General features: G+C 58.8%; 30 protein-coding genes. 21 read left to right on the forward strand and 9 right to left on the reverse strand.

Translation table 11 applies throughout. The features are described from left to right. Window positions 1-158: 158 nt before the first annotated feature. The 4 genes from AC0GUR_RS15320 to AC0GUR_RS15335 all read right to left on the reverse strand — a co-directional run bounded on the left by AC0GUR_RS15320 (window position 159) and on the right by AC0GUR_RS15335 (window position 4,498). On the reverse strand, window positions 159-1,628 hold the full coding sequence (locus AC0GUR_RS15320; RefSeq protein WP_472878365.1) for a hypothetical protein: 1,470 nt from the start codon (window positions 1,626-1,628) through the stop codon (window positions 159-161). A 328-nt stretch (window positions 1,629-1,956) separates the two neighbouring features. After that, complete coding sequence (locus AC0GUR_RS15325; RefSeq protein ID WP_472878366.1) at window positions 1,957-2,241, reverse strand: hypothetical protein; 285 nt, start codon at window positions 2,239-2,241, stop codon at window positions 1,957-1,959. A gap of 169 nt (window positions 2,242-2,410) precedes the next feature. Then, entirely contained in the window at window positions 2,411-3,730 is a 1,320-nt protein-coding gene (locus AC0GUR_RS15330; protein WP_472878367.1) for an ATP-binding protein, read from the reverse strand. A 6-nt stretch (window positions 3,731-3,736) separates the two neighbouring features. Continuing rightward, the gene (locus AC0GUR_RS15335) at window positions 3,737-4,498 is read right to left on the reverse strand and encodes a response regulator (protein ID WP_472878368.1); all 762 of its coding nucleotides are present in this window, start codon (window positions 4,496-4,498) and stop codon (window positions 3,737-3,739) included. Between the two features lie 138 nt (window positions 4,499-4,636). Here AC0GUR_RS15335 and AC0GUR_RS15340 point away from each other — a divergent pair, with 138 nt between their 5' ends. From AC0GUR_RS15340 to AC0GUR_RS15385, 10 genes are all read left to right on the forward strand, one after another. Beyond that, window positions 4,637-5,419: a MipA/OmpV family protein gene (locus AC0GUR_RS15340; RefSeq protein WP_472878369.1), complete on the forward strand. Its 783-nt coding sequence runs from the start codon at window positions 4,637-4,639 to the stop codon at window positions 5,417-5,419. Between the two features lie 17 nt (window positions 5,420-5,436). Further along, window positions 5,437-5,751: a DUF3011 domain-containing protein gene (locus AC0GUR_RS15345; RefSeq protein ID WP_472878370.1), complete on the forward strand. Its 315-nt coding sequence runs from the start codon at window positions 5,437-5,439 to the stop codon at window positions 5,749-5,751. A gap of 163 nt (window positions 5,752-5,914) precedes the next feature. Then, window positions 5,915-6,370 carry a hypothetical protein gene (locus tag AC0GUR_RS15350; protein WP_472878371.1) on the forward strand — a complete coding sequence of 152 codons (456 nt, stop codon included), beginning with the start codon at window positions 5,915-5,917 and terminating at the stop codon, window positions 6,368-6,370. Between the two features lie 62 nt (window positions 6,371-6,432). Continuing rightward, complete coding sequence (locus AC0GUR_RS15355) at window positions 6,433-6,915, forward strand: hypothetical protein (protein ID WP_472878372.1); 483 nt, start codon at window positions 6,433-6,435, stop codon at window positions 6,913-6,915. 92 nt (window positions 6,916-7,007) lie between these two features. Next, window positions 7,008-7,259 (forward strand): hypothetical protein, encoded by a 252-nt coding sequence (locus AC0GUR_RS15360; protein ID WP_472878373.1) that lies wholly within the window; start codon window positions 7,008-7,010, stop codon window positions 7,257-7,259. An 88-nt stretch (window positions 7,260-7,347) separates the two neighbouring features. Beyond that, a complete protein-coding gene (locus AC0GUR_RS15365) occupies window positions 7,348-7,713 on the forward strand; it encodes a DUF7677 family protein (RefSeq protein ID WP_472878374.1) in 366 nt (121 codons plus the stop codon). A gap of 91 nt (window positions 7,714-7,804) precedes the next feature. Beyond that, the gene (locus tag AC0GUR_RS15370; protein ID WP_472878375.1) at window positions 7,805-8,176 is read left to right on the forward strand and encodes a hypothetical protein; all 372 of its coding nucleotides are present in this window, start codon (window positions 7,805-7,807) and stop codon (window positions 8,174-8,176) included. 585 nt (window positions 8,177-8,761) lie between these two features. Further along, the gene (locus AC0GUR_RS15375; protein ID WP_472878376.1) at window positions 8,762-9,385 is read left to right on the forward strand and encodes a hypothetical protein; all 624 of its coding nucleotides are present in this window, start codon (window positions 8,762-8,764) and stop codon (window positions 9,383-9,385) included. Between the two features lie 492 nt (window positions 9,386-9,877). After that, window positions 9,878-10,222, forward strand: a complete 345-nt coding sequence (locus tag AC0GUR_RS15380) for a hypothetical protein (protein WP_472878377.1) — start codon at window positions 9,878-9,880, stop codon at window positions 10,220-10,222. A gap of 218 nt (window positions 10,223-10,440) precedes the next feature. After that, window positions 10,441-10,812: a VOC family protein gene (locus AC0GUR_RS15385; protein ID WP_472878125.1), complete on the forward strand. Its 372-nt coding sequence runs from the start codon at window positions 10,441-10,443 to the stop codon at window positions 10,810-10,812. Window positions 10,813-11,023: 211 nt separating this feature from the next. On the opposite strand, the gene AC0GUR_RS15390 is transcribed toward AC0GUR_RS15385, so the two are convergent. Both AC0GUR_RS15390 and AC0GUR_RS15395 read right to left on the reverse strand, forming a co-directional pair. Continuing rightward, the gene (locus AC0GUR_RS15390) at window positions 11,024-11,338 is read right to left on the reverse strand and encodes a HigA family addiction module antitoxin (protein ID WP_472878378.1); all 315 of its coding nucleotides are present in this window, start codon (window positions 11,336-11,338) and stop codon (window positions 11,024-11,026) included. Between the two features lie 152 nt (window positions 11,339-11,490). Next, window positions 11,491-11,820, reverse strand: a complete 330-nt coding sequence (locus AC0GUR_RS15395) for a hypothetical protein (RefSeq protein WP_472878379.1) — start codon at window positions 11,818-11,820, stop codon at window positions 11,491-11,493. 362 nt (window positions 11,821-12,182) lie between these two features. On the opposite strand from AC0GUR_RS15395, the gene AC0GUR_RS15400 reads away from it, so the two are divergent. Both AC0GUR_RS15400 and AC0GUR_RS15405 read left to right on the forward strand, forming a co-directional pair. Next, complete coding sequence (locus tag AC0GUR_RS15400; RefSeq protein WP_472878380.1) at window positions 12,183-12,857, forward strand: hypothetical protein; 675 nt, start codon at window positions 12,183-12,185, stop codon at window positions 12,855-12,857. A gap of 817 nt (window positions 12,858-13,674) precedes the next feature. Beyond that, window positions 13,675-15,390, forward strand: a complete 1,716-nt coding sequence (locus AC0GUR_RS15405) for an aspartyl protease family protein (protein ID WP_472878381.1) — start codon at window positions 13,675-13,677, stop codon at window positions 15,388-15,390. Between the two features lie 262 nt (window positions 15,391-15,652). Here AC0GUR_RS15405 and AC0GUR_RS15410 read toward each other — a convergent pair whose 3' ends face one another. Further along, complete coding sequence (locus AC0GUR_RS15410; RefSeq protein ID WP_472878382.1) at window positions 15,653-15,961, reverse strand: hypothetical protein; 309 nt, start codon at window positions 15,959-15,961, stop codon at window positions 15,653-15,655. A 176-nt stretch (window positions 15,962-16,137) separates the two neighbouring features. Here AC0GUR_RS15410 and AC0GUR_RS15415 point away from each other — a divergent pair, with 176 nt between their 5' ends. The 4 genes from AC0GUR_RS15415 to AC0GUR_RS15430 all read left to right on the forward strand — a co-directional run bounded on the left by AC0GUR_RS15415 (window position 16,138) and on the right by AC0GUR_RS15430 (window position 19,895). Beyond that, entirely contained in the window at window positions 16,138-16,587 is a 450-nt protein-coding gene (locus AC0GUR_RS15415; RefSeq protein WP_472878383.1) for an ArsR/SmtB family transcription factor, read from the forward strand. A gap of 62 nt (window positions 16,588-16,649) precedes the next feature. Further along, window positions 16,650-17,354 (forward strand): DUF899 domain-containing protein, encoded by a 705-nt coding sequence (locus tag AC0GUR_RS15420; RefSeq protein WP_472878384.1) that lies wholly within the window; start codon window positions 16,650-16,652, stop codon window positions 17,352-17,354. 26 nt (window positions 17,355-17,380) lie between these two features. Next, window positions 17,381-17,971: a DUF899 family protein gene (locus AC0GUR_RS15425; RefSeq protein ID WP_472878385.1), complete on the forward strand. Its 591-nt coding sequence runs from the start codon at window positions 17,381-17,383 to the stop codon at window positions 17,969-17,971. 622 nt (window positions 17,972-18,593) lie between these two features. Further along, window positions 18,594-19,895, forward strand: a complete 1,302-nt coding sequence (locus tag AC0GUR_RS15430) for an MFS transporter (protein WP_472878386.1) — start codon at window positions 18,594-18,596, stop codon at window positions 19,893-19,895. Here AC0GUR_RS15430 and AC0GUR_RS15435 read toward each other — a convergent pair. After that, a complete protein-coding gene (locus AC0GUR_RS15435; protein ID WP_472878387.1) occupies window positions 19,831-20,385 on the reverse strand; it encodes a hypothetical protein in 555 nt (184 codons plus the stop codon). The two genes, AC0GUR_RS15430 and AC0GUR_RS15435, sit on opposite strands and share 65 nt — an antisense overlap. 168 nt (window positions 20,386-20,553) lie before the next feature. After that, on the reverse strand, window positions 20,554-21,204 hold the full coding sequence (locus tag AC0GUR_RS15440; RefSeq protein ID WP_472878388.1) for a methyltransferase family protein: 651 nt from the start codon (window positions 21,202-21,204) through the stop codon (window positions 20,554-20,556). A gap of 395 nt (window positions 21,205-21,599) precedes the next feature. On the opposite strand from AC0GUR_RS15440, the gene AC0GUR_RS15445 reads away from it, so the two are divergent. The 5 genes from AC0GUR_RS15445 to AC0GUR_RS15465 all read left to right on the forward strand — a co-directional run bounded on the left by AC0GUR_RS15445 (window position 21,600) and on the right by AC0GUR_RS15465 (window position 25,792). Further along, window positions 21,600-22,532, forward strand: coding sequence for an alpha/beta fold hydrolase (locus AC0GUR_RS15445; RefSeq protein ID WP_472878389.1), 933 nt, complete (start codon window positions 21,600-21,602; stop codon window positions 22,530-22,532). A 19-nt stretch (window positions 22,533-22,551) separates the two neighbouring features. Next, a complete protein-coding gene (locus AC0GUR_RS15450) occupies window positions 22,552-22,737 on the forward strand; it encodes a hypothetical protein (RefSeq protein ID WP_472878390.1) in 186 nt (61 codons plus the stop codon). Between the two features lie 356 nt (window positions 22,738-23,093). Then, a complete protein-coding gene (locus tag AC0GUR_RS15455; protein ID WP_472878391.1) occupies window positions 23,094-23,951 on the forward strand; it encodes a hypothetical protein in 858 nt (285 codons plus the stop codon). A 174-nt stretch (window positions 23,952-24,125) separates the two neighbouring features. Next, window positions 24,126-25,178, forward strand: a complete 1,053-nt coding sequence (locus tag AC0GUR_RS15460) for an alpha/beta fold hydrolase (protein ID WP_472878392.1) — start codon at window positions 24,126-24,128, stop codon at window positions 25,176-25,178. Between the two features lie 218 nt (window positions 25,179-25,396). Continuing rightward, complete coding sequence (locus AC0GUR_RS15465; protein ID WP_472878393.1) at window positions 25,397-25,792, forward strand: hypothetical protein; 396 nt, start codon at window positions 25,397-25,399, stop codon at window positions 25,790-25,792. Window positions 25,793-25,809: the final 17 nt, after the last annotated feature.

The raw sequence follows: 25,809 nt of genomic DNA on the forward strand, positions 1-25,809 counted from the left end.
GCCTGTACGAACCGGCGCCTATATGCTGGCGCCCAAGGCCGCTAGCCGCATCAGCCCAAAGCGGCCATGGCTAGCGCCGCTTCTTCTGATGCAAAACAGGTGGCAGGGTACGTTTCGATCAAGCACATCTGACAAAAGCGCCCTGCCCCTTATATGGTTCAGAACATGTAGCCAATGCCGAGATTGAAGCGATCGTTTTTGTGGTTGTCCACGTACTTCTGATAATCCGCCTTGCAAACGACCTGCGGGTAAGGACTGAATGACAAGCCAACCGTGGCGACGTGATCCGCATTGGCGGGGTCCGCGACGAAACCTGGCGGCATGTGCGACTGAGTGTTGTATCGCTCGTAACGCGCGTAGGGCGTGAGCGACATGTTGCCATGCTCCCAAACGGTATAAGCCGCCTGCAACAGCCAACCGTAGAATGCACTGGGAACATAAGGCCGCGTCGCCTGATTGGCTATGTTGAATGACTCAATCGAGGCATTGATTTTCGCCGCCTCGCCAATGGTGCCGCGCGTGTACAACGCTTCAAGATCCCACCCATGGCGCTGCCAACGCGTGTGGATATCCCAAAGTGTCACGCGTCCCTTGATGCCCGATAAATCCGGGCCACCGGCGTTGGCTTTGTAATCGGCGTTGTCGTGCGTGCTGTTTCCGGTGAACACACCACCGCCAATCACCCAGCCTGGTATGCCCTGATAATTGAGCGCACCGTAGACGGAGAGATCATGCGCTTTGGCGAGCTGCAATTCCTGATGGACAGAGGCCAGCGGCATGCTCGGGTCGTCAAACTTGGCGATGTCGAAACCGGTGGTCACGCCCACATCCCATGCCAGGCCCGCGTTGGTGCTGCCGTACAACCCGATGCCGCCTTCGCGCCAGGTTGAAGGGATGATGCGCGTTTCCACCTCGTTTCGCTCAACACCATAGAACATGGGCGGCTCATGCGCCTGATTCAGGAACCCGAACGGCATGAGGAACAGACCGGTCTTGAGGTTTACGCCTGAAGCAATCTGGTAGTTCAAGAACGCCTGCTCGATCTCGCTTTCACCCTGATCGCTTGAGCTGGTTACCGCGTGCTCCCACTCCACTTCGCTGTTAAAGCTCAGTCGATCAGAGAATTGATGATTCAGCAGAATCACGAAGCGCCGTAGATCAGCCCTTGTGCGGCTGCCGTCATGTACGTAGTTGTTGTAATTGATTTCGCCATAACCACCAAAGCTGGTCGAGGAACCTGCGCTCGCCACGGATGGGGCCGCCGGAGCAGCAGTGGATGCCGCGCCGCTAGCAGGTGCACCGACTGAGGATGACGCGGTAACCGTTGCCGGAAGCGCGGATGCAGCAGGCGCCGTCGACGCGACAGACGTTGGCGTGGCCTCAGCCACTGGCGCTGCTTTGGTCTGCTGCGCAGCCAGTTGATCCGTTTGCTGGTGCAGTTGCTTAATTTCGGCGGCTTGCGACTTCAATTGCGATGCCTGCTCTGTCACCTGCTTCTGCAGCTGCGCGATCAACACCTTGAGCTCCTCCTCGCTAGCGTGGGCGGCAGATGCGGGCAGGCCGAGAGCGGCAAGCAACGCAAGCGTGAGCAGACCGCCTCGCGAATGGCGAGTAGGGAGACGTGACATGAGGGAGCCCCTGGAATCAAATGTGGCGCGATACTAAATGACAATGATTCTCAATGGCAATTCAAGGTATTGAGTTCGCAAATTATTGCGAACGATCAAGTGGGCAGATGTGCGCGACGAGGGCGTGGCGCCTTTCAGCGCACGGAATACATTGCTTCGAGGAAGCCATTAACGCTGATGGACCGGTGTTGGACGTCCGTTAGCCGATTTCTCTAAGGTCCGGTTTCGGCCGCGACTTCAGCCAGTCAACGCAACACTCCTTCCGCTTGCGCGTCTATGGTGTGTTGCGTTGACCGGCTGAAGTCGCAACCCGAAGCGGACGTTCCCGTCACTCGTCGTCCGCCCGAGATTTCATCTCGTATTTGATTCGTGGCTCCGGAACGCGCGTGTCGTCCGTTGGCCCGATTTCAACGACATCTGTGGATGAAAGAGGGTGCTGCACCCAGTCGTAGAAGTATTTTTTGCCATTCTCTACGCACACCGCGCTGGCAAATAGCTCAGCTCCTTCGCTGCCATCCAGGCGAACCCATTGCACTGAAAGATGCATGTTCAGGACGTTGGGGTGACCGAAGACTCCAAACTCGGTCCCGTTAATTCGTACTTTGAAGTACATGCGCAGCTTCCTTGGCGACTAGTGGCCGCATGGTACCAATACAGTTGGCTCCCGGCTGGCCGCCGGAGGTGCACGCATGGCCGGCAATTGGCTGAATCTGCAACCCGAAGCGGACATCCACGGAAAGCGAGACATCTTCCACTAGTGCGCCCCAGGGAAACCACCGCTCCTATGCAGCACTCGCCGGGTATCTGGCGTTCGTAGCGATTGGCAATCGCATGGTGAAACGGGCCCCGCCAGTGGGTGAATCGTCAACTGTGACACTGCCTTTCTGCGACGTGATCGCGCGCCTGACAATTGCCAGCCCGAGACCGAAACCGCCGGTGCTTCGATCACGGCTGCGGTCGAGTCGATGGAAAGGTTCGAATATGGACTTCCTCTCAGCCTCGGGAACACCGATACCGTCGTCGTCGATATGGATCACCAGCGTGTCGTCAGCTTTCGTCACGGTGATATCAATGTTCATCCGCCCATAACGCATCGCGTTACGGACGAGGTTGATCAGGGCACGAGCCGAAAGCTTCGGATCGATACGCGCCACCGTCAGGTTCGGCTCAATCACTACACGACAGTGAATATCGCGCGCCTCCATCTCCAACGACAGGCTGCCGGTCACGCTGTCGATGAACTCCGCGATATTGATTTCGTAGTACTCCGGGTCGCGACCTGGTTGCCCCAGGGCCCCGTACGACAGCAGTTCACTGACCAATTGGTCCAGCTCACCAACATCGTTCGACATGGCATCGATCTGGCGATTCCTTTCCGCCTCGTCCTGGGCCGATTTCAGCAACGCCAGCGCGAATCCGAAACGGGCGATAGGTGTTCGAAGCTCATGCGATATCGCGTTGATCATCTCGCTCTGGGTTGAAACGAGAGTTTGAATGCGACTCGCCATGCTATCGAAGCGCGTTGCGAGAGGTGCCACGCTGGACCGCGCCGGCAAGCCCGATCGCACATGCAGTTGCCCATCGCCGAAGCGTTGAGCCGCCTCGCGAAGGATCTCGAGATCACGCCAATGAGAGCGCAGCCAAAGGAACAGGCCGCCAAGCAGCATGGCGACCACCACGGTCCACGCGGCGACGCGGAACAGGGAGCCGGAACCCGGCGCCTGCATCTCGCGTGTACGGAGTAGCTGGTGAGAAGGAGGGATAGCGAGAAGGAGGGTCCCGGGAGAGTCCGTGTCGACCGCATAGCCGATATCGAGGCGCCGCCGTTGGTCGTCCGACAGCGTAACGGACGATCGATCGATAAGGTCGAAGTGAACCATGGAGAGCGTCGGCTGTACCTCGTCAAGGGTCTGCTTTCGCCTGGCTTCATCCTGGGCCGACAACATGTCACGAAGGATGTACATGGTCGAGCGTACGTCAACAGCATCTGATGGCGTCAACCTTGGCACCAGCATGTACTGCATGGCAGGAACAACGACAACCACGGCCAGGAGGACACTGGCGATGAGTGTGAGATAGAGCTTGTAGAACGTACGCAGCATGGCCGGTCAGTCCTCCCACGCGTACGGGTTGAACAGATAGCCCTTGCCCCAGACGGTCTTCAGTTTTTGTGGCTCCTGAGCCAGATCATCGAAACGCTTGCGCAAGCGTGAAACGCCGGCGTCTATGGTCCTGTCGAGCCCGTCGAACTCGATGCCGCGTAGCTGTTTCATCAGCTCGTCGCGACTCAGTACGCGACCCGGTGTCCTCGCAAAGGCCAGCAGCAGGTTGTATTCGGTGGTCTTGAGTTCTACAGCCGCGCCCTTCCACGTGACCTCGCGTGATAGATCGTCGATGCGAAGGCCACCGAAGACCATCACGTGCTCGCGCGATGCATCCTCTGTGCGCTCAGGCATGACATGCCGGCGCATCACCGCGCGCAAGCGCGCGAGCAAGAGCCTCGGCTCCACAGGCTTCAGTACGTAGTCGTCCGCTCCGATCTCCAATCCTGCGATCTGGTCCATCGTATCGCTGCGTGCGGTTAGCATCACGATGGGCGTTTCACCCAGTTGTCGAAGCCGCCTGCAAACCTCTACACCGTCCATGCCAGGGAGCATGAGGTCCAGTACAACCACAGCTGGCGAAACATCATGGAACGCAGCCACAGCGATGTCGCCACGCGGACAGATGGAGACGTCGAACTCGTATCGGGAAAGAAATTCCGCCACAAGGGACGCGAGGCGGTGATCGTCCTCGATGAGAAGTAATTTATGCATGGCATCACGAGCTTGAATCATGCCAACGTAACATCGCTTCAGGCGCAGCAACAATCGATAACGGCTTCGAAATTGTGTTTATTTGTAGCGGGTGGTTACAGATAGGCACATTTGTCCCACAAAGCGCCCACATACTTCGCCCCGACAGGTACCTACGATCCTGGCCCGTCCCCATGGCCAGGAGTGCCTCCCTTGAAACTGTTCCGCTTCTCGTACCTTGTGCTCGCGCTGCCTCTCTTCACGCCGATCGTCCATGCCCAGGACGCGAACAGCGTTGCTTCCTACGTTGGCGGCGGAGTCGCCTACCTGCCTCGCTACGCTGGCAGCAAGGAGTATCGGGTAGCTCCATTGGTTGATGCCTCCTTCACCTTCCGCAATGGCTTCTTTGTTGACGGTGCGCGAGGCGCTGGCTTTCGCTTTCGGCTTACTGATCACTTCTTCGTGACAACGTCTGCAGGCCTGGATCCAGGTCGAAAGGACCAGGATGATGTTGCCCGCCCCGGATCCGATGTCTTGAAGGGTATGGGCGATATCAAGACCTCTGTGCTGGCCAGCGTAGGCTTCGGGGTCAAGCTTGGCCAACGCGCAGATATTGGGCTTAGCGCCAGCAAGCCGGTGAACCATGCGGATTACGGCATGAGCTATCACCTTGCGGGGCACATGCAGGCCTGGAGCGGTGCGCGCGACAGCATCGACATCGACGCCGCCCTGCATTACGGCAACGACAAGTACAACCAGACCTACTTCGGCGTGACCGCCGCACAAGCCGCGAACACAGGTTTTCAAAGGTTCGCTCCGGGCGCTGGTTTGAATGCCGCCTCTGCAGGCGTCGCCTGGACGCATCTCTTCGGCCAACACTGGATGACTCGTTTGAGCGCCAGCGGCGTGCGATACCTCAAGGATGTCGCCGAGAGTCCGATCGTGCAGAAGAAGACGGGCTACCTGGCCAGCGCTTCCGTTGATTACCGGTTCTGAGAAGAGGAGCGACGGCCATGTACCCCTTGCTTCTTCGAAGTCTCCTTTACGTCTCCCTGCTCGGGGTCATCCTGTTTGCCGGCTGCGCCGCCGACCCGCAGTGGCACGACGGCAGGCATGAGCGCGGTGCTGGCGAAGTACGGACACTGTCCTGCGCAAGTAACGAGAACGCTTATCGCCAATGCGATGCGGATGGGCGCGTGCTAAGAGTGCGCCTGCGGGAGCGCCAGTCGGTATCCGCATGCGAGTACGGCCGCAGTTGGGGATGGTCACGCCACGGTGTCTGGGTCGATCGAGGATGCCGGGCGGATTTCGATATTGTTGTCGACTGATTGGTCCGTTTTCCCCGCCCGGTGCCGATATGAGTGCTTATTTCCCGATGCTGGGGAGCGATATTTCGAGGATTGACGCTGGTAGATTGGCATCTTTCAGTGTCAGCCAAGGTTCGCTTCCGACCCGAAGCGGACCTATTTCGGCGCAATTTCAGGAGGAGCGATGCGCTGGTTTCTTCTCGTATGGGGCGCCATCTCCATGACTGGCTGCGATGCTGTCGATCCAGCTCGGGTCAAGCTTGGCGTCGAGCCGATTACCCAGATTTGCGGCACTTCCGACCGAGAGGTTCCTGTCCGCATAAGCGTGCGCAACGATAGTCAGGGAAAGTTGGAGGTTTGGATTGACCCCGCGTTGCACCAGCCTCCGTATGCCCTGAGTTGGCTCAGCTACCAAATCCTCGGCGAAGGTGGCAAGACAGATTGGGAGCATGGCCCAAGCGGGCATGGGCCGATGCCGCCGTCCACATTGGCTATCGGCCCCGGCGATTCTGCCGAAGTAGTGGGTTCGCTATACGGTTTAACACCTGCAGACTACGCCAAGCGCTTCAAGGTTCAGTTTAGGGATTTGGCGGGCCACACATTTGTGTCGAGTTCGTTCAAAGCTTGCATGGAAACGTAGTCATTTCTTCGCGTATCGTTAGGTCCGCTTCCGACCCAGAGCGGACCTAACAGGGGGAGAGAATGGACTGCTGTTCGGTCGAGTTCGTGCCAATCGACTTCGCCACGCTGACCCGTACAAGGGCGCTGTTCGAACAAATCCAGGCCGCGAAACTGGAAGGGGCGACGCTGGACGACGCAGTGTTTTCCGCACAGTTAACTGATGCAGAGAAGTCGTTCTTTTGGAGCCCATCGGAAGATGAGCGGGCCGAGTGGGCGGCAATGTGGTTCGGTACACCGCCCACTGAACGTCATCTGCTTCCAGGGCCTCAGTGGGATCTCGGAGCTGTGCTCGATTCAATTGCCGATGGCGAATACATACTTATGGCAATCGAGGATCGCGGAGGCAGCCATCATCTGTTGTTCAATCCGCTGAGTTATCCGTTTGGCGGCACCGGCTGCATGGTGGCCTTCTTAGAGTGTTTCGGTCACAAGGTCATCACCGTCAATGATGGGACGGGGCGGGTTCCCTATGTGCCGAGAGTGCTCTGGAAGCCGAGGGGATGATGAGTTTCTTATGTCCGCTCCCGACCCGAAGCGGACATATCCACGATGGCGCGAAGACGTTCGACGGGCTTTGGCACGGCTGGGGGAATGAGATGAAAGACCACCGTTTTGGAAGAAGTCAATTTAGCCTAAGTGGGCTCATTGGCTTTGTTCTCTTCTGTAGCCTTCTTGGGTTGCTGATTTCCTTTCATTCCCGCAGCCTCGATAACATCAGTGCCTTAGTCTTTCTTGGTCTTCGGATCGCGGCTGCGATGCTGCTTTTGTGGATGCTCTGGCTGCGTCGCCGCGGACGCAAGATCCCCAGCTGGTATCGCAAATGGTTTCTCGGCGAAGACGATTTGTAGCGCAGTGGCTAGCCAGCAATGTCCGCTTCCGACCCGAAGCGGACATCGCTACGACGGTCAATTCTTAGGCATGGGGACTGATACAGGCATGAAGCATCCCGCGAAACTGAGCCATGAATTCTCGGGCGCTCTCAGAACTTTCAGCTTTTGGATGGCTAACGGATCTGTGGGTTTGCCGTTGTTGGAAGGCATTGAATACTGGGATGACCTCAAAGAGTCGCCGAGTCTCATGGAGGAGGTCTACGCCATCTATGCGAACGTCTTGGAGTTCGATGAGGGCGGTGTTCCTATCAATGCCAAGTACGCCGAATTCAGAGCTGCACAGTGCATTCGGCGGTGGTGCGACCCAGCCTATGAAGTAACTCCACCATTCGAGGCCTGGGAGACCGAGCTATATGGCCCGCCATCAAAAGTAGACCAGAAGCCATGGCCTGCTGGCGTCGAGCGAAAATAAGGGTTTCGAGTGTTGAGAAGGATGTCCGCTTCCGACCCAAAGATGACGCTTTTGACGTGGCGGTATTCAGTCGATGCGAGGCGGAGATTCCATGACCGGTGAAACTGAAATTGCTCGTTGGGCGGCGGAATTCCAGATCAAGCTAGCTTCGACCTTGGAGGCCTACCGGCGTTTTATAGCAGACGAGAAGCCTACCTGCTGCCGTCTTGTTCACTACTGCGGGATAGACGTCATTGGTGCACTCAATGTCCCTGTTGACGAAATCGAGGCGCAGATAACCGGATGTCTGGCGGAGGGCCACCATTTGGATTGGAAACGGCACGGTGCAGGCATCTTGATCTGGGTGCAGGAGCCGGACGGACCCCTACCATCCTGGGAAGCCGTGGAGCGAGAGCAGCCCTTGGGCGATGTCGCCGCCATACTCAAGCTCGCCGGTTTTGGTCGAAACATAGACGGAACCTAATGTCCGCTTCCGACCCAGAGCGGACCTTAGGCTTAGGTCTTAACCACCGAGGTAGGAACGACCTCCGCAATGGATAGAGTCATATTCAACGAGATCTCGAGACTAGGTGGAGACCCTTCCGATGAAGTCTGGACTTGGTTGGTAACAAGAGGTCCGCATGGGGCAAGGTTCACATGGAGTCAAACAAAGAAGGAGCCTGCCGGATATATTGGGATTGATCATCTCCATCGAATCATTGGAGAACTCATCGAAACCACCCCCGGCTTTGAGGAGCGCGTTCGATCCATCGTGAATCTAGCTTTTGAGTCTCAGCTTCCGGATATCGTCAGGCGAGCTATACAGGTGGCCGCTGTGGTCGGAGGTGCGGAAGAACTTCAGAGAATTAAGCAGCTCGGTGCGAGTGAGTTTTCGGCAGTGGCTTCCGACGCTAGAGCATCAGCTTTCTGTATCAAGCACCGAATCTAGCTATATGTATGGTGAAGCGAAGGGTCCGCTACCGACCCGAAGCGGACATTGTCGATTGGCCGATCGTTCTGCATGATTAGGGCCAGGTTTGAATGGTGCTGGACGTCCTAAGGGGAATCAGTGCGCAATCTAATTTTTGGCTTGGCGGCCACGATCTGTCTGGCCTTGCCGTTGCATTCGTTGATGGCGCAGGAGCTGTCGACTGATTCGGAATTATCCCCAGTTGATTACGAAGTGGCTGCCGCTGTTCTTAAGGCCGAATATCCAGCAGAGAGCAATAAGCCGGTACTGGTAGCAACGCAGACGGCGACGTTTGATTGCAATCCTCCTGTAGACAACGGCTTCGCAATTGGTGGATGCAGCGGAATGAGATCGGCTGACATCACGCCGGATGCGTTTATGGAGGAGGTTAGGGCCGCCATCCCATCGATAACATCCGAGCTCTCAAAGAAGTTGCTTCAAAAAGGCAAGGCATCTGTAACCTTGACACACGCGCTGCCGGTGAGCGTGCCCCAGTTTCTGTACGGCAAAGGCGTAACTGAAAAGCCATCGGGGCAGCCTGAGATGGCGTTCTACATGTCGCGGCCCGCCGTCGCTAAAGACGGACTTCACGCACTCATTTACGTAGGCATCGTTAGCTGGCGAGATCAGAGCAAGTCCTTGGGGCGATACTTCTATCTCGAAAAGTCCGATGGCCACTGGGTAATCAATGGACAGGTCGTGACCTGGCAGCTAGGTGCCTGAGGTAACGTCCGCTTCCGACCCGAAGCGGACACATTAAACAATCCGGGAACCAGAGAAGTTTGGGGGAGCTATGTCGTGTAATCACCGGGCATATATGTCATGGCCCAGCCTTGTGGCTTCCGCTGACATCCAAGCCCGGACGTGTCCATCTTGCCGCCAGCTAGTTCGGTATGGACCTGTGGCTATGTTGCTTGCCAACTGTTGTCTTGTCCTTACCTTGCTCTTAGCGCTCGGTTGGGCTGGCGCGCTTCGTAGCCATTGGCCGTTTGTGCTGGTGCCGGCGGTCTATGCTTCGTCACGGCTTGCTCTGATCTTGTTGGCAAGTCCGAAGGTGCAACGACCGGCCTCCAATTCGTTGCTGTGGTTCGCCGGACTGATTGTTGCGCTGGTAGTGATGATCTGTGTATTGAGAGGGCTTATTTAGAAGGCGACCGTTAGGTCCGCTTCCGACCCTAAGCGGACCTTACTACAGCGATATTGAGGCCATTTTCCATGCAATCAGCGCTTATGGTGTCGCTGGCCATCATCACGGGCCTCTCCGCATTTGGGCTTACGGTAGCCACTAAAATCGTTTCCGACCGGTTTTTCGAGCGACTGATCGCTCGGCACCCAGAGCTAGGTGAGACGTTTCCGCCGCCAATGATCGGGGCAAGGTACGGGCCCATCCTCCCGTCGAAGGTTAAGTACCTGGAAGCGAAGCGCTACAGGGAGCTACCTGAGCCTGATTTGCGGGAGCTAGGGAGCCTGTCGCGCAAGTTGCTCATCGCCAATGCCGCCGCCTTCGTCGCATTTGTAGTTCTTTTAGTCGTTTGGAAGGCCATTCAGCAGATCAGTTAAAGTCCGCCTCCGACTGCGGATTCAGCCGGTCGTTGCAACACTCCTTCTGCTCGCGCAGTCTTTAGTGTGTTGCAACGACCGGCTGAATCCGCAACCCAACGTGGACGGTAGGCATTGGTTTCCTTTTGCGGGGAGGAGGCGCTGCCCACAGTCACTCTTTGTGGACAGCCTGCGTCCGGAGGACAATGCATTCCAGTGCCTCAATGAGGATGCGGAACATGGCCCGATTTCAGCCCGATGGATGGCCCACTGTCACGCCCCGGATCGTCACCTCCGACGCAGAAGGCCTGGTCGCCTTTATCAAGACGGTCTTCAATGCGCAGGGCGAGCTTCATCCGGGACGACCGGCCGAACTGCGCATCGGCGATTCCATGCTGATGATCAGTGATGGCGGCGGTCAGCGCGACATGATGCCCGCCTTTCTGTACGTCTATGTTGAAGACACCGGTTCGACCTACGAGCGGGCGATAGCGGCCAATTCGGTGTCGCTGGAAGCGCCCACCGACACGCCTTACGGTGACAGGCGGGCCATGGTGAGGGACGGCTGGGGGAACACTTGGCAGATCGCTACACGAGGCAACAAAGGCTGATCCCCTTGGGCGCCGGCAATGTGAGGGAACATCCGGGTCTGCGTGGCATCGCCCCTGCTGGATACCCCACGGATCGAATGATCGCCCTTTCCCGGATTGCCCCCTGCCCAATAAAGGGATCAGAGTGCTTTTCTTGCTCCATCGCTCTCGCCAAGCCTGCCCAAGCATCGCGCTGACAAATTTTCCCAAGCGAATGCGTTGTCGACTTTGCCTAGCCCGCCATCGGGGACGCTGCGCGACACTTATCCCACTCGCGCGCCAGGTCGTAGCGCGCTTGTAGCGCCAGCCAATAGAACCCGGTGGTGCCGAGAACGGTCGCCAGTCGTATCGCGTGGTTGGCAGTCACCGGGCGGCTGCCCAGAATGAATGCTCTGATGTGCGCGACCGGAATGCCGGTGCGGCGGGCGAGCTGCGGGTTGTTCAACTTCTGCGGTAGCAGATAGTCATGCAGCAGCACTTGTCCCGGGCAACGCAGGGGCAGTGAGGGTGCCACGCTGATGCGTGGCGTGAGTTTGATCAGGTCCATGGGCCGGCGTTCCAGTTGGGCACGGCAAAACCGCGCAGGCGCGACTACGCTAATCCGTGTAGGGGAATGACCTAATTGCCCGTCCGTGATCATCCAGGTGTGGCGCATCGGCCCGAGAGCCGATGCGCCACGGGGACGATCATCGGACGGGGTTAAACAGTCACTGGTGGCTCGGGACCGAGCATGCCGGCGTAGTGGTCCAGGCAATGAATGGCCGTGGTGAGGTAGGCAATAAATTCACCAGAAACCGGCCATGCCACCGGTTTGACCGGCAGGCCCGATGCCTCGGCCTCCCGATAGCGCGCAATGTCGATCCGCAAACGCATCAAGGCGTACGCCGCCAATGCAGGATCGACAGGAAACGCCAACAACCGTGAAGTGCCTTGGGTGCCCGCAGGGTGCGGGCGGCCGGGTGGTGCAGTGAGGGTGCCGTCAGGGGGATCTGACGGGCGAGCGCGTGCCGTATGATCGCGGTTAGCCATGATCAACTCGTGTCGGTTGGTTGTGGTTAGCGGGTCGTAGGTGTTCAAGCACCTGCGGCCCGCGACTCATGACATTGCTGCCATGGTCGCTCGCGTAGCCCCAAACAATGACGGCGCGAGCGACCTGCCGAACGTAGCAGAACCCCAGCACACTCGCCTGTCAGGTTTTGTCTTGACGTTGCTAGCGAAGAAGCCTTGTCGTTGGAGGCGTCTTCCTTCGCCGGGAAAAGGGGCGAAGGTCGTTAAAGTGGCCGCCTCAATAACGGTACCAGGTTGAGTTTTTGCCTTGCCTATAAGTCAACCTGGTTCGGTTATTGAACCCGAAGCAGACAACTTGGCATGTGACTTAAAAAGAAGGGCGCATGGCAGCGGTAGTTGCATCTCGAGTAGTAGCGGAGATCTACCGAGGTATCGATTTCCCATCCGACTGGGTAAGCAAGCCAGAAGTCATGGGCGTGGGCATGACTCGAGATGTACTTGCCTCCGTCGCTGTCGTTTTCGATACAAAGCTCCAGCCGCTTGCAGCCTGTTGGCGGGTGGGAGGAGGCGCTGAAAAGTTCGTTCGTAGGCATCCGGGGGATACTGGTTCGATAGACCTTCTCAGCGAGCTCGATAAGGACCTGGGTGAAGAGAGTCTTCGTGTCGGTGCTGCCGACTTGTTTGCCACGATGATGTGGGCTCCCACCGACCTGCGACCAGATCAAGGAAAGAAGATTAACAGGGTGGTCTTCCAGTCCGGCAAATTCAGCTCTTACAGCGGTTGGAATATGCCGCCGTCGCTTATTCAGGCCAACGCCGGAAATCTTCTTTTGATGACGCGACGCGCGGACAACGAACTTGATTTGCCTGTGCCGGGTACAGCAGGAGAATTGCTAGCTTCTCTGGGCGAAGCTGTTCCACAGCTCATGATTGTACTGCCTGGAAACTACGCGCAAAAATCAGACGGTTGGTCGACGCAGAAGAAGATGGTCGCGTTCTTTGGTGGACTGCTAGTCCTTGGAATTGCTATTAGCGCCTTGGCCCTTAGGTTTGAGTGATAGACCGCGGCGAAAGAGTGGCGTTTGGCCTATGAATGATGTCTGCTTCCGACCCTAAGCGGACCTTGGCACTCCGCTGAAAGCAGTTTCTGGGGAACGTATGGAAGGCTCGATCTCCGTAAACCAAGCGATCGACCAACTTGAAACGGCCGCCGGCAATCTAGTTGTCGTTCTTGGAATTCTGCATTTTGAGTTTGAAGACGTTTCCCTTCGACACTATCCGGTCGCAGAGCAGTGTGACGAACTACTAGGCTCGTACTATGGATCTGGAGCTTCTGCCCTTTGGCTCAGTGCGGGCACCGGAAGCATTCAGCTGGACGAGGCGGTTTTGCGCCAATGGAATAGGAGAAGGGTCGTTGTTACCGGATCGCTACTAGGCCCGGATAAGCGACTTGGCGGTTGCGGGCACATGTCCGGGTGTCCAGGGGAAATACTCGTAATGTCTATTGAGCGCGAGTGAAGCCGAAGTGCCCGTATATGGATTCCTCCCCATTGCAAGCCCCTCGTGCTCTGGCGTCCGTATCGACTGCACACGTATATCCGGCCTCTAACATCCGCACCGCTTTGCGGTGCTGGGCCACGATGGGCTAGTCGCGCGCCGGCTCCCAATCGCCTCTTCGTGCTTGAAGGCACACAGACACTTCAGGGTTTTGCCGACGCCGGATCGACCGGTTTCTGCCTTGTTCGATATTCGATTGGCACGGAGTAGCCCACTGTCCCGTGCAGACTGTTGCGCCACGCCTTGTGCAAGAGGCATGCTGCGGACATGGCAGACGGGCCAGCTATATTGCGATTCTTCTGCATCGGAATAGGCGTAATGCTCGCCGGCCGGGCCTGGGCTGACGGCTGCCATTTGACGAGTTACGGCACCCTTCCCGTTGAAATGGTCGGCAGTCAGGCGACCACCATGGTGAAGATCAACGGAAACAACGCGCGCTTCATTCTCGATACGGGCGCCTTCTTCAACATCATGTCCGGCGCCAACGCTTCATCGCTTGGACTCAAGCTGGAACCTGCTCCATTTGGATATCGTGTCAGCGGCATCGGCGGCGAGGCGAACACGCATCAAGCGCACGTCAAGGAATTCGGCATCCTCGACACGACCTTGAAGAACGTTGATTTCATCGTCGGTGGTACTGACGCAGGCGATGGGCTGCTTGGGGCCAATCTGCTCGACATCGTCGATCTGGAGATCGATCTTGCCCATGGCAAGGTGACGCTATTCAAGGCCGAGGATTGCGAAAAGTCTTCGCTGGCGTACTGGGTAAAGGATGGCAACTACAATGTTGCCGATATTGAGTCGTCCGACAACCCCTACGACCGCCGAACGTTTCTCAAAGTGACGATCAATGGAAAGAAGGTGCGGGCACTGATCGATTCCGGAGCCTCGGCCACCATACTTAGCCGTGATGCCGCCGAGCGCGCTGGCATCAACCTATCAGCGTTGGATGGCAATGCTGGCAGCAGCGTCGGCGTTGGTGCGAGGTCAATCAAGACATGGTCCGCAAAGATCGACTCGTTCTCGGTCGGCTCCGAAACCATTCAGCACAGTCAGATGTTGGTATTGGACGGAAGCATTGGTGACCGAACCGACATGTTGCTCGGCGTGGATTTTCTTCTCGCCCACCGTATGTTCATTGCCAACAGCAAGAAGAAGGTTTACTTCACCTACAACGGTGGCCGCGTGTTTACTTACGCGGTGGCACCTGGCGATGGAGACAAATTCGAACCGGGCAATGCTGCCAGCGAAAGTGGTACGTCATCCAGGGCGGCGAGTGATTACGCCTTGTCGGGCCAGGCGCACCTGTCTCGCGGCGAGCCGAAGGCAGCCATCGCCGATCTGGGGGAAGCGATCCGACTGGCGCCGGATCAGGCCGCTTACTATGTGGACCGTGCTGGGGCGTATAAGGCGGACAAGCAGTTCGATGCTGCGCTTGCTGATCTGGACAAATCCCTGAGCCTGGATCACAGGAACGCCGACGCGTTGGTGATGCGTGCGGAACTTCGCCAGAAGCGGAACGACCGCGCGGGCGCGACATCCGATGCGTTGGCGGCAAGTGCCATCGCACCGGCAGGATCGACACGGGCACACTCGATTGCCTCCCTCTACATCGAACTCGATCAGCCCGCCGCCGCGTTGCCCCTGCTCGACGACTGGATTCGCCTGCACCAGGACGACGCCATGCTCGGCTTTGCGCTCAATCAGCGCTGCTGGGCGCGAGGCCTGAGCAACCAGATGCTTGACGATGCCTTGAAGGACTGCCGCAAGGCGATCAAACGCGACGGCGCCAACCCGGCCTACCTGGACAGCCTCGGTCTGGTCGAGCTTCGGCTTGCTCACTACCCCGAGGCGATCAAGGCCTACCAGCAGTCTCTGGCGCAAAGACCCACTTCTGCATGGTCGCACTATGGTCTTGGCCTGGCGAAATTGCGCGAGGGAGAAACGGATGCGGGCAACCTTGATCTTGGCATTGCACGTGCGCTCGACCCGCATATCGAAGCACGCGCCACCCAATTTGGGTTGATCCCTTAGTGGCCTTGGGCAATCAGGGCGTCACCACGATGGCGAGCGACGATGTGACGACCTGATGAGTGGGCCGGTTGCACGCCGTCATGACGCATCGTTGATGCGCTTGGCTATCAAATGCGTCAGCTAAGAGGAGCGGATTGCCTATGGCGTTGGCGCGGGGTCGTTCGCAGTTCTATGGAAAGGCGTGCCAGCTTTCTGCTCATTCATATCGATACCGGCCAAAGCGGCCCTTGCATCACCACTCATGCGCGCCAAACATCCCCCGCTATTTGCCATGGCGGTTGGAGGATGGAGTCGGCGCTGCCGGCGCAGCCTCTTCAGGCGGCGGTTGCAGCGCTGCCGCCAATTTCTCCAACGCGGCAATCTCCTCATTCAGCGCGTCGTGCAACTGGCTTTGGTGGGTCATCAGCGTTTCGATCGACGCGGTTTGCTTGAGCTTCTTCAGCTCACCATCGAACAACAGCCACTGCGCCGTCAGGGCTTCGACGTTGTTCTTCGCGTAGTGGCGCATCTCTTTGAGCTGCGCAAGGGTGTCGTTGACATGTTCCAACGGCGTTTTCGTATCCGTAGACATGGCGGCTTCTCAGGCCTCAACTGCTTCCGAGCATAGTCGCGTCAAGCTGGCTGCTACAGAAACGGGGACTCGGCGACGTTGCCAAGGACTTTCGCCGCCTGCAGGGGCCACAACTCTCTCTCCAAATAATCAACATATAGGTTGACAATCAACCAAAAGGTTGATAGTTTTAAGCCATGATGAGTCAGCGGCCGACAATGCGAGTGGTGGATGGGGCCGGGTTGGATCCGGATGTCGCGCAGGCGCAGCTGGATCAGGTCTTCTTTGCCCTGTCTGACCCCGTGCGCCGGCAGATTCTGGAGCAGCTCGATGGGCCGTCCTTGCTTGTGTCCGAGCTCGCTGCGTCGTTCGATATCTCGCTGCAGGCCGTGTCTCGTCATATCCAGGTACTGGTGCGAACCGGGCTTATTCAGCAGGAACGCACGGGGCGCATCAGCCGGTGCAGCCTGGATGCCGGCCCCATGCTTGATGCGGCGGTGTGGATGAACCGCTACAGCAAGTACTGGCAGCAGCAGTTCGACGTGCTGGCCGCCGCACTGGCGGACATCGACGAGCGACGCGCACAGAAGCAAGCGCCCGCCAAGCCAGCCAAACGGGCCGGGAAACCAGCGCCCCGCAAAAAGTGAGCCGCGCCGCGCGCAGCGGCGCTACTCCGAAGTCTGTATCACAACGTCCTACGGAGGGTGTCATGGTCAGTCATCACATCGTGAATCGCGAGCAATGGATCGACGCGCGCAAACGCTTTCTGGCGAAAGAAAAGGAGTTCACTCATCTTCGCGATGAGCTCAGCCGCCAACGTCGAGAGCTGCCTTGGGAGCGCGTCGACAAGACCTACGTGTTCGAAAGCGAGAAAGGCCAGGAGACGCTGGCCGATCTGTTCGCCGGCCGCAGCCAGCTCATCGTCTACCACTTCATGTTTGCTCCGGAATGGGACATCGGCTGCTCCCATTGCTCTTTCTGGGCCGACAACTTCAACGGCATCATTCCGCACCTCAACCAGCGCGATGTCACCTTCGTGGTCATTTCGCGCGCGCCCCTGGCCAAGCTGAAAGAGCACGCCAGAAAGCAGGGTTGGACCTTCAAATGGGTCTCGTCCAACGGCACCGACTTCAACTACGACTACAACGTCTCCTTTTCGCCCGAGACCATCGCTAGCAAGGAAGGCTTCTATAACTACGGTTCCGATCCCGTCACCTATCCGGAACTTCCCGGCATCAGCGCCTTCATCAAGGACAACGACCAGGTGTTCCACACCTACTCCACCTACGCGCGTGGCCTGGACATGCTCAATACGGCGTATCACTACCTTGATATCGCGCCCAAAGGGCGGGACGAAGAAGGTTTGCAGCCCCGCGCGTCGTGGGTAAAACACCGCTTCGCCTACGGAACCTGAAGCGCGACACGCAGGAGGATTGAGCCATGAAGTACACCGACGTCAACGGAAAGCTCGCGGACTATCGTCGCCAGATCGCGGCGATTCGCGAACGGATGCGGGAAACGCTGGCCACGGTGGAGCCGGAGAAGGTCCTGGATTACGACTTCACCGATACCGAGGGTTCGGTGCGTCTCTCCCAGCTGTTCGGAGAACACGACGACCTCATCGTCATTCACAACATGGGTGTTTCGTGCCCCAACTGCACGCTATGGGCGGACGGTTACAACGGCATCCATCAACACGTGGTCACCCGCGCCGGCTTCGCAGTGACAAGCCCCGATCGTCCTAGCGTGCAAAAGCGATTTGCAGAAAGCCGCGGGTGGAAATTTCCCATGGTGAGTCATGCAGGCTCGACCTTCGCAGCGGACATGGGCTACGTGTCGGACAGTGGTGGCTGGATGCCGGGCGTTTCGGTGTTCAGGCGTGAAGGCGATGTCATTGTGCGTGTCTCCGACACGGGCTTCAGCCCAAGCGATGACTTCTGCACGCTGTGGCATTTCTTTGATCTGCTGCCCGGTGGCATCGGCGAGTGGCCGGAGGTGGCAAGGAAACCCGCCTGCTGCAAGCACTCCTGACCTGGAGGTGTGTCATGTGTCCCTTATGTATTGGCTCCGCGCTGCTTTGGTTGGGTGGCGCTAGCTCGGCCGGCGGTGTTACTGCGCTATCGCTGCGGTCGATTACGCGGAGGCGGCGGCGTTCTTTGGCAATCGGTTTGGATCAGTCATCGGTAAACATTGATGCACGTGCACGTGCACGTGCACGAGCTCGTGAGGTGGAGCCAGGGCGGGCTTCGTTGCGTCAAAAGTAGATCGCTAGTTTGGCTTCGAAATCTTTCAAACTATCCCGGGCTTTGTGCCTCGCGAACTCCTCAGGGCAACCCGACCCATCACCGTCATCCCCGCGGAGGCGGGGATCCAGTGTCTTTAAGCGCCGAGCGAAGACCGAAAGTCGCTGGATGACCAGCTTCGCTGTTGTGAAGCTCTTCCCGCTTTCGCGGGGATGACGGTGAGGATGAACAACTCGTTCGCTAAAGACTCCGGAGTCTTCCCGCATGAGCTCCGCTGCGACAAGCACCATAAAGCCAGCCCCAAAAAAATAGGCAGGACCTCTTAGCTGATTTGATCCGACCATCAGCCAAACTCCCAACGCAGGTATATTGAGCCGTCGCCACCTGGCAACGTTGAGGGACCGTCCAAGATGGCCATCGAGCAACCGCAAGCGACAGAGATATCGCGCGCCTCGATGACCATTGCCGCCCTCTCCACCATCGTGGAGTGGTACGACTTCACGCTGTATCTCTACTTCGCCACCGTGCTGTCCCGAGTATTTTTCGGCGGTGGCGCCACCTCATTGCTCGAAACGCTGGCCGGCTTCGCGGTTTCCTATGCCATGCGCCCGCTGGGCGCCTTGGTGTTTGGCCACATTGGCGACAGATCCGGTCGTCGTCGCACCATGTTGCTTTCCATGGGGTTGATGACACTGGCCATGCTCGTCACTGCCTTCTTGCCCACTTATCGCCAGATCGGACCCGCCGCCGGGGCACTGCTGCTGGCGCTACGCTGCATGATGGCCTTTTCGGTTGGCGGCGAATACACGGGGGTGGTGGCCTATTTGCTCGAAGGCGCGGATGTTCGGCGACGCGGTTTGATCACGTCACTGGCACCGGCCGCCAGCGAAATTGGTGCGCTGTTGGCCGTGGTGGTGCCCGCGATGACCGTTGGCCTCTTGAGTACAGAGCAACTCGACACCTGGGGCTGGCGCGTACCGTTCTTTGTCGGCTCCGCGCTCGCGGCCGGCATCCTGATTGCGCGCTCGACCATACAGGAGTCACCCGACTTCGAAAGACAACGCGCGCGTGGAACCGTACCAGTGTCCCCCGCCCGCTATACCCTCACCCATCATCGCGCGGCATTGCTGCGCACCTTCGCCATATCAGCGCTGGGCTCCATCACTTACTACGTCGGCATCACCTATGTGCCCGCGTTCCTCAACTCGACGGGGACGTTTGGTGAAGGTGAGTCACTGGGCCTGTCCACCGTGGCCGCGGTTGCCGTGATTCTGGTGACACCGCTGACGGGCGCTCTCTCCGATCGTGTGGGTCGCAAGCCAGTGCTCGCCGCCTTTGCTGTGCTGAGCATCGTTCTACCCCTCATCATGTTCGCACTGATGGCAGGCGGCTCTTACGCGCAGGTCATGCTTGGTGCCGTGGTGCTGGCTTGCGTGGCGGGCGGCGTCAGCGCTGTCGGTGCGCCCGCCACGGCAGAGCAATTTCCCGGCGAAGGTCGCATGAGCGGGTTGGCACTCGGCGTCACCATGGCCACGGCCATCTTCGGTGGGCTTACGCCATTCCTTGCCGAGCTACTTACCCAGCTGACAGGATGGCCCGCCGTACCAGGCGCCATGATCGCCGTAATCGCCCTGGCGGTACTTCCAGTCATGTTGACCATGCCCGAAACCAGGCCGTCAGCGCATACCGCTCGCAGCGCCAGCCAGGTGTAGACGAACAACGTGTTGTTGTCGCTGGCCTTGCTCCCGCACCGTCAACGTTGCTGCTGGCACCACTGAAGCGCGTGTAGAACGTGTACTGCATGCCAAGGCGAAGATTCGCAAATGGCGTCGCCCACGAGTCCGCTTTGCCGAAGGGGTTCCAGTTGAACTCCACGATGCCGCCATTCGTGTTTGGTCGGCCGGTCGCGGGATACAGCAAGGCGGGCGTGGTGTTGAACACACCACTGAGGCCGGGATGGTTGTTGAGCGACACGCCCCAGATGCCCGCGTGGCCATCCGCATGAAGCGTGCGCGCGTAGCGAAGCTCGGCATGGTCCCAGCCCAGTTTGCCGCCATTGTCCGAATAGCTGGCCTGCGCAAACACGCCCAGATGCTCGGTCATGCGGCCCGCCAGAAACGCAGATGCTTGTTCCAGCGCAACATTGTTGTTGCGGTCGAATCCTTGCGCGGGCGGATCCACTTGCGCCTTGGCCGTGCCCATGAATGCCTCCACCGAAGTCGTTCGGTAGAACCCGGGCAAACCCACGCGGTTCAACATCTGCGATGTGAACCAAAGGGGCGCCTCGCACGATGGACGCGGATCACGAAGAAATGCCAGAGCATGCGCTGTTGGGTAATCGCGCCGCGTTCCACTCAAGCGTTGATGATGTCACCACACAAAAGGGACGAAGCGTTTTACGCGTGTGGCGTACTCGGGATAGTCCGGGAACGCGCTGCGTAGAACGTTCTCCTCGACTTCGATTCGATAGAGGAATGCGGGTACCGTCAGGACTGTCAACAGAATCAGCGCAACCCAATTGCCAAGTGCGAGGCCAAGGCCGACGAACGCAAGCCATCCGCCGAAGTAGCCGGGGTGACGAACGATCTTGTATGGCCCGGCGACCACCAGTCGATGGCCATCCTGCACCGCTACGTTGGCCGAAAAGAATGCGCGGAGCGTCCACATGCCGGCCCAGCGGATACTGAATCCCGCGAGCATCACGCAAACACCGGCCATCTTGAGCCATGGCGCCGTGGTCATCGTGCCTATGCCCAGAACATAGAGCGCTATGGAAAGCCAGGGCCAGATCATGTTGCTGCCGGCCAGCAGGAGCATGGATCGGCGGTCTACGTCACCGCCACTCCGGTCACGAGCCTTCCGAAGAATCAGCCCTTCCGACAAGAACCATGCGCAGAAAAGCAGGATGGCGACAAGTTCAATCTTCATCGTTTCCCTCTTGCCGACGAGTGATGTTCTGAAGTTTGGAACCCGGAAGATACCGCAGCTACCGGGTGGAATGACGCCGAAGGTGGACGGCATCCGCCGCATACCTTGCGACAGCTCCTGTCAGCCTGCAAGTTTGGACGTCCGACGCCAGCCCGAAGATAACTGCACGGACGGATGGGCAGGATCAAGGGGGCTTCTGCTCGAGTGCACTCGACACAGGGGCAACCCACCTCTTCTTCCGCCTTTAGACCGATCGAAAAGGCGTGGCGCCTGAAGCTCGCGCTAAGTGCCGTGACATGTGTCAGCCAACATCGGTGACGGTGCCTACGTACGGATCATGTCGAAAGCACCGGAATATGCCCGCACCTGGTTGCCCGTCTCTTCAGCGACATCCACCCTGGACAAGACGAAGCGGCACCCAGGAGATCGTCTGCCGGCGCTACAGGGCTGACACAAACCTGACATTCCTCCTCGAGGTAGAAACGACCATGCACGGATCCGCTGTGTTTCGCCGAATGATGTATCCACTTTTCGCCGCGTCGCTCGCGTTGGCTCTGAGCCAAGGGGCGCTTGCCGCCGACACGTCGGTAACCGACATTCACGTCGGCACGCTCAAGGCCGAACGCCACGGCGATCATGGCCGCCCCGTGATCCTGATCCCAGGTCTGGAAGGTGGGCCCTGGGTGTGGGAGCAGACCATCGCGCAGTTGCAGAAAGATCACGTGGTATATGCAGTCACTCTGGCGGGCTTCGATGGCATGCCTGCGCCGAAGGACAACAGCCATTTGCTTGACCGTGCGGATGCTTCGTTGATGGATCTCATCCAACAGGAAAAAATCGACAAGCCGGTGTTGATTGGCCATAGCCTGGGCGGCACGCTGGCTTTGCGCCTTGCCAGCGAGCACTCCCAACTCATCGCTGGCGTGTTGGCGGTCGATGGCTTGCCGATTATCCCTGGGATGGATCAGGTGAGCGCGGAACAGCGTCAGGCCATCGCAGCGCAGACGCATGAGCAGATGGCCTCGGCAACGCGGGACCAGTTCAAGGTCCAGGTGCTCGACTACATGAAGACTATCGGCGTCATCGATCCACATCAGGCGGAACGTTACGCACCGTTGAATGCTCGTAGCGATATCGCCGCCACCGCCGAATATATGGCCGAAGACATGGCAGCCGACTATCGGGCGGGTTTGAAGAACGCCAACGTGCCGATCCTCGAGATCTCGCCGTACTACGCGCCCGATTTCAGCACGCCGCCGATGAAATTTACCGAGCAGGAAAAGGCCGGTTACTACCAAAGCCTGCTCACCGGTGCGCCGAATGCAAAAGTGGTGTCGATCTCGCCGTCACGACATTTCGTGATGGTCGACCAGCCCGAAAAGTTTCAAAAGACGCTGCATGATTTCATCGCCACGCTTTGACTTGATCGAGGCGGCGTAGATGGCCGTCGAATACTGGCGCCAGGACAACCGGGACCCCTCGGGGCACGTGAAGCAGGAATCGGCGGACACCGCCTTCCTCAACGCAGTGAACTCGAATCTGCAGTTGGATCTTGGCGCCAACTTCGGCTTGAATCAGGTGACCCCTGGTCAGCACATGTACCTTGGCCTGGCGTATCGGTGGTGAGGCGCGGCTTCGCGCGTTCGATTGCGAGGGTCGATGGCTTCAACGGGCTGATCGGCCTCAGTGTTTTGTCAGGCAGTCGTACGGAGATTTGTCGTTTGCTTTCGGGTTGCTGACGAAAGCTGCATGGCTCCGAGCCTGTACTTCAAGCAGCCCCGTCGTCGGCGTTCGGCAACCGTGCGCTTCGGCACTGTGAGCAGGGCGATGCCAAGGCGCACAGTAACCTCGCCGCGCGCGTGAGGAGGGAGATGGGAAGCTTCGCGCTCTGGACGTCTCCCTGTTCGTTATCGACCCATGCCGAATGGCAACGAACGTGGATGGCGGTACAGCGACAGACAACTCACTTGGGGAGGGGACGTATGCTGGTACGCACTGTGTTGATCGGTTTCCTTGCTGCTGTCGGGCTTGTCGCAACGAGCCACGCCGCTGCGCCTGCACCGGCTTTGGTGATACCACTCAAGTCGTATCTGGGTGCCATCCCCTCGATGGAGGTGCAGCTGGGCGGGCAACCATCCACCGTGCTGCTGGATACCGCGGGTGGTCTGACCGTGCTTATGCCCGGTGGTGTGGCCAAAACCAAGTGCGAACCTTGGGGACGTATGACCGGAACGCGCATGCGCGGTGATCGTCTTGATCTGCCACGGTGCGATAACGTGGTTGCGCAGGTTGAGGGGCATGCGCTGACCATTCCCGAAGCCGGCGTCTGGGATTTTTCCAAGATGCTTCCCAAGGATGCGCCGCCGCTGGATGGTTCGGTGGCCCTCGATGCGTTTGCCGGCAAGATGATCACCCTCGATTTGTCGAGTCATCGACTCATTGTCGAGACGTCGGCAAGTGGAAAGGCACGTACCGCGCACGCTGTTGAGGTGCCCATGCGACTGGCACGCGAAGTCGGTGGCGCATCGCTTACGCCGATGATGGCGATTCAAACCCCGAAGGGCAGGCTCTGGTTCGAACTCGATTGCGGCAGTGATGCGGACATCATGGTCAATCGCGCCGTCGCTGACGTTCTCGGCCTCGATCCTTCGTCCGGGCAGGCGCAGCCATTAGCTTTGGATCTGGCTTCACACCTTCCAATGAAAGGGCGTGCGCAGGTGCTGGATCTCGTGGTGGACGGCAATATCGGTGCTCCGGTGCTGCGCCAATGGGTGATCACCATGGATCTCGCGCACGAACGCCTGTGGCTAGCCCCGGTGGCATCGACAACGGGCAGCTAGGTCCCGACGGTGTGGGGCAACCCATGGTGCCGGCTGTGGCGGCTCGGGCTTTGTATCCGAATGTATCCGGCCGGCATCGTGTTACACACCGTTGCAAACCAGCCGTATCTCCACATAAAGGCGACATATCGCCATGGTCTCCTATGACCCGGACAACACACCGGGAGACGAGCCATGTCGGACCAGATCGATCAGAAGCGCCGTAGCTTTCTTGGCGCGACGGCCTTAGGCCTCGCATTGGCTCCTTTGGGGCTCAGTTCCCTTGCCAGCGCCCAGACGTCCAAACCCGTATCGAGCGATGGCAAGCGAGCGGCCAGCGGCGGGCATACTTCCTTCAAGTCGATCAAGCACGTGAAGGCCGGTGTACTCGATGTGGCCTACGCTGAAGATGGTCCGGCCCACGGCAAACCGGTGCTTCTGTTGCACGGCTGGCCTTACGACATTTACAGCTTTGTCGATGTGGCGCCGATACTTGCTGCAGCTGGTTATCGCGTGATCATCCCGTACCTGCGCGGTTATGGCGACACGCATTTCCTCTCGACCGATACCAAGCGCAACGGTCAGCAGGCGGCACTCGCGGTCGATGCCATGGCATTGCTGGATGCGTTGAAGATCGACAAGGCCATCGTCGCCGGTTTCGACTGGGGTGCACGCACTGCCAACATCATGGCCGCAGAATGGCCGGAGCGCGTGAAGGCGCTGGTGTCGGTAAGCGGTTATCTGATCGGCAGCCAGGAGCTCAACCGCGCGCCGTTGCCGCCCAAGGCTGAGCTGCAATGGTGGTACCAGTACTACTTCGCCACGGAGCGCGGAGAAGCCGGCTACGCGAAATACACGCACGACTTCGCCCGCCTGATCTGGGAGCTTGCGTCGCCGAAGTGGGGCTTCGACGATGCCACGTTCGCGCGTTCCGCCGCCGCGTTGGACAACCCGGACCAGGTGGCCGTAGCCATCCACAATTACCGCTGGCGTCTTGGCATTGCCGAAGGCGAAGCGCAGTACGACGCGCTGGAAAAGAAGTTGGCTGGCCTGCCCACTATCGGCGTTCCAACGATAACGCTGGAGGGTGACGCCAATGGCGCGCCTCATCCGGAGCCTGGCGCTTACGCCAAGAAGTTCACCGGCAAGTACGAGCATCGTCTGGTCACCGGCGGCATCGGCCACAACTTGCCGCAGGAGGCACCGCAGGACTTTGCCAAGGCAGTTATAGACGTCGACAGCTTCTGAACCACGGGAAGCACGCTGACTCGTTGCGGTGTGTGTGACGGCGGCCTTGCGGCCGCTGCCATGGCGAATGGCCTATGACATTGGATCACCGCCGCAAGTTATGTTCTCCACGCGTAGAGGCAGCGCTAGATTCTTGCCGCTGCAAAGCACCGTGAATGTGCCGGCGCCTCCCTTTAAGGCGCCAACGCTTGACGACGCATCAACCTTGGAGAATCGAGATGACTGATAACGCTCGTAGCCGTGCTTGGTTTCGCGTGGCTGCTGTCTATTTCGTTGTAGCTGTTGCGCTGGGCATCGTGATGGGGGCTTCCGGTGACCACTCGCTGATGGACGTGCATGCGCACATCAACCTGCTGGGCTGGGTGTCCATGTCGCTGTTTGGCTTTATCGGCCTGGCCTATCCGGCGGTCACCGTGGGCCGCATCGCTGCATGGCAGTTCTGGCTGTACAACATCGGCGTCCCGATGATGTTGCTTGGGCTGGCCGCCATGCTCAAAGGCGTGGACGGAGTGGATCCTGTGCTCGGCATCGGCACCGTCCTCACTGGCCTGGGCGTGGCGCTGTTCGCCTGGCTGGTGCTCACGCGCGTCCGCTCGTCGGGGCACGTTGCCTGACAGGACCAAGGTGAAAC

Source organism: Dyella sp. PARNA 12/25, assembly GCF_055702865.1.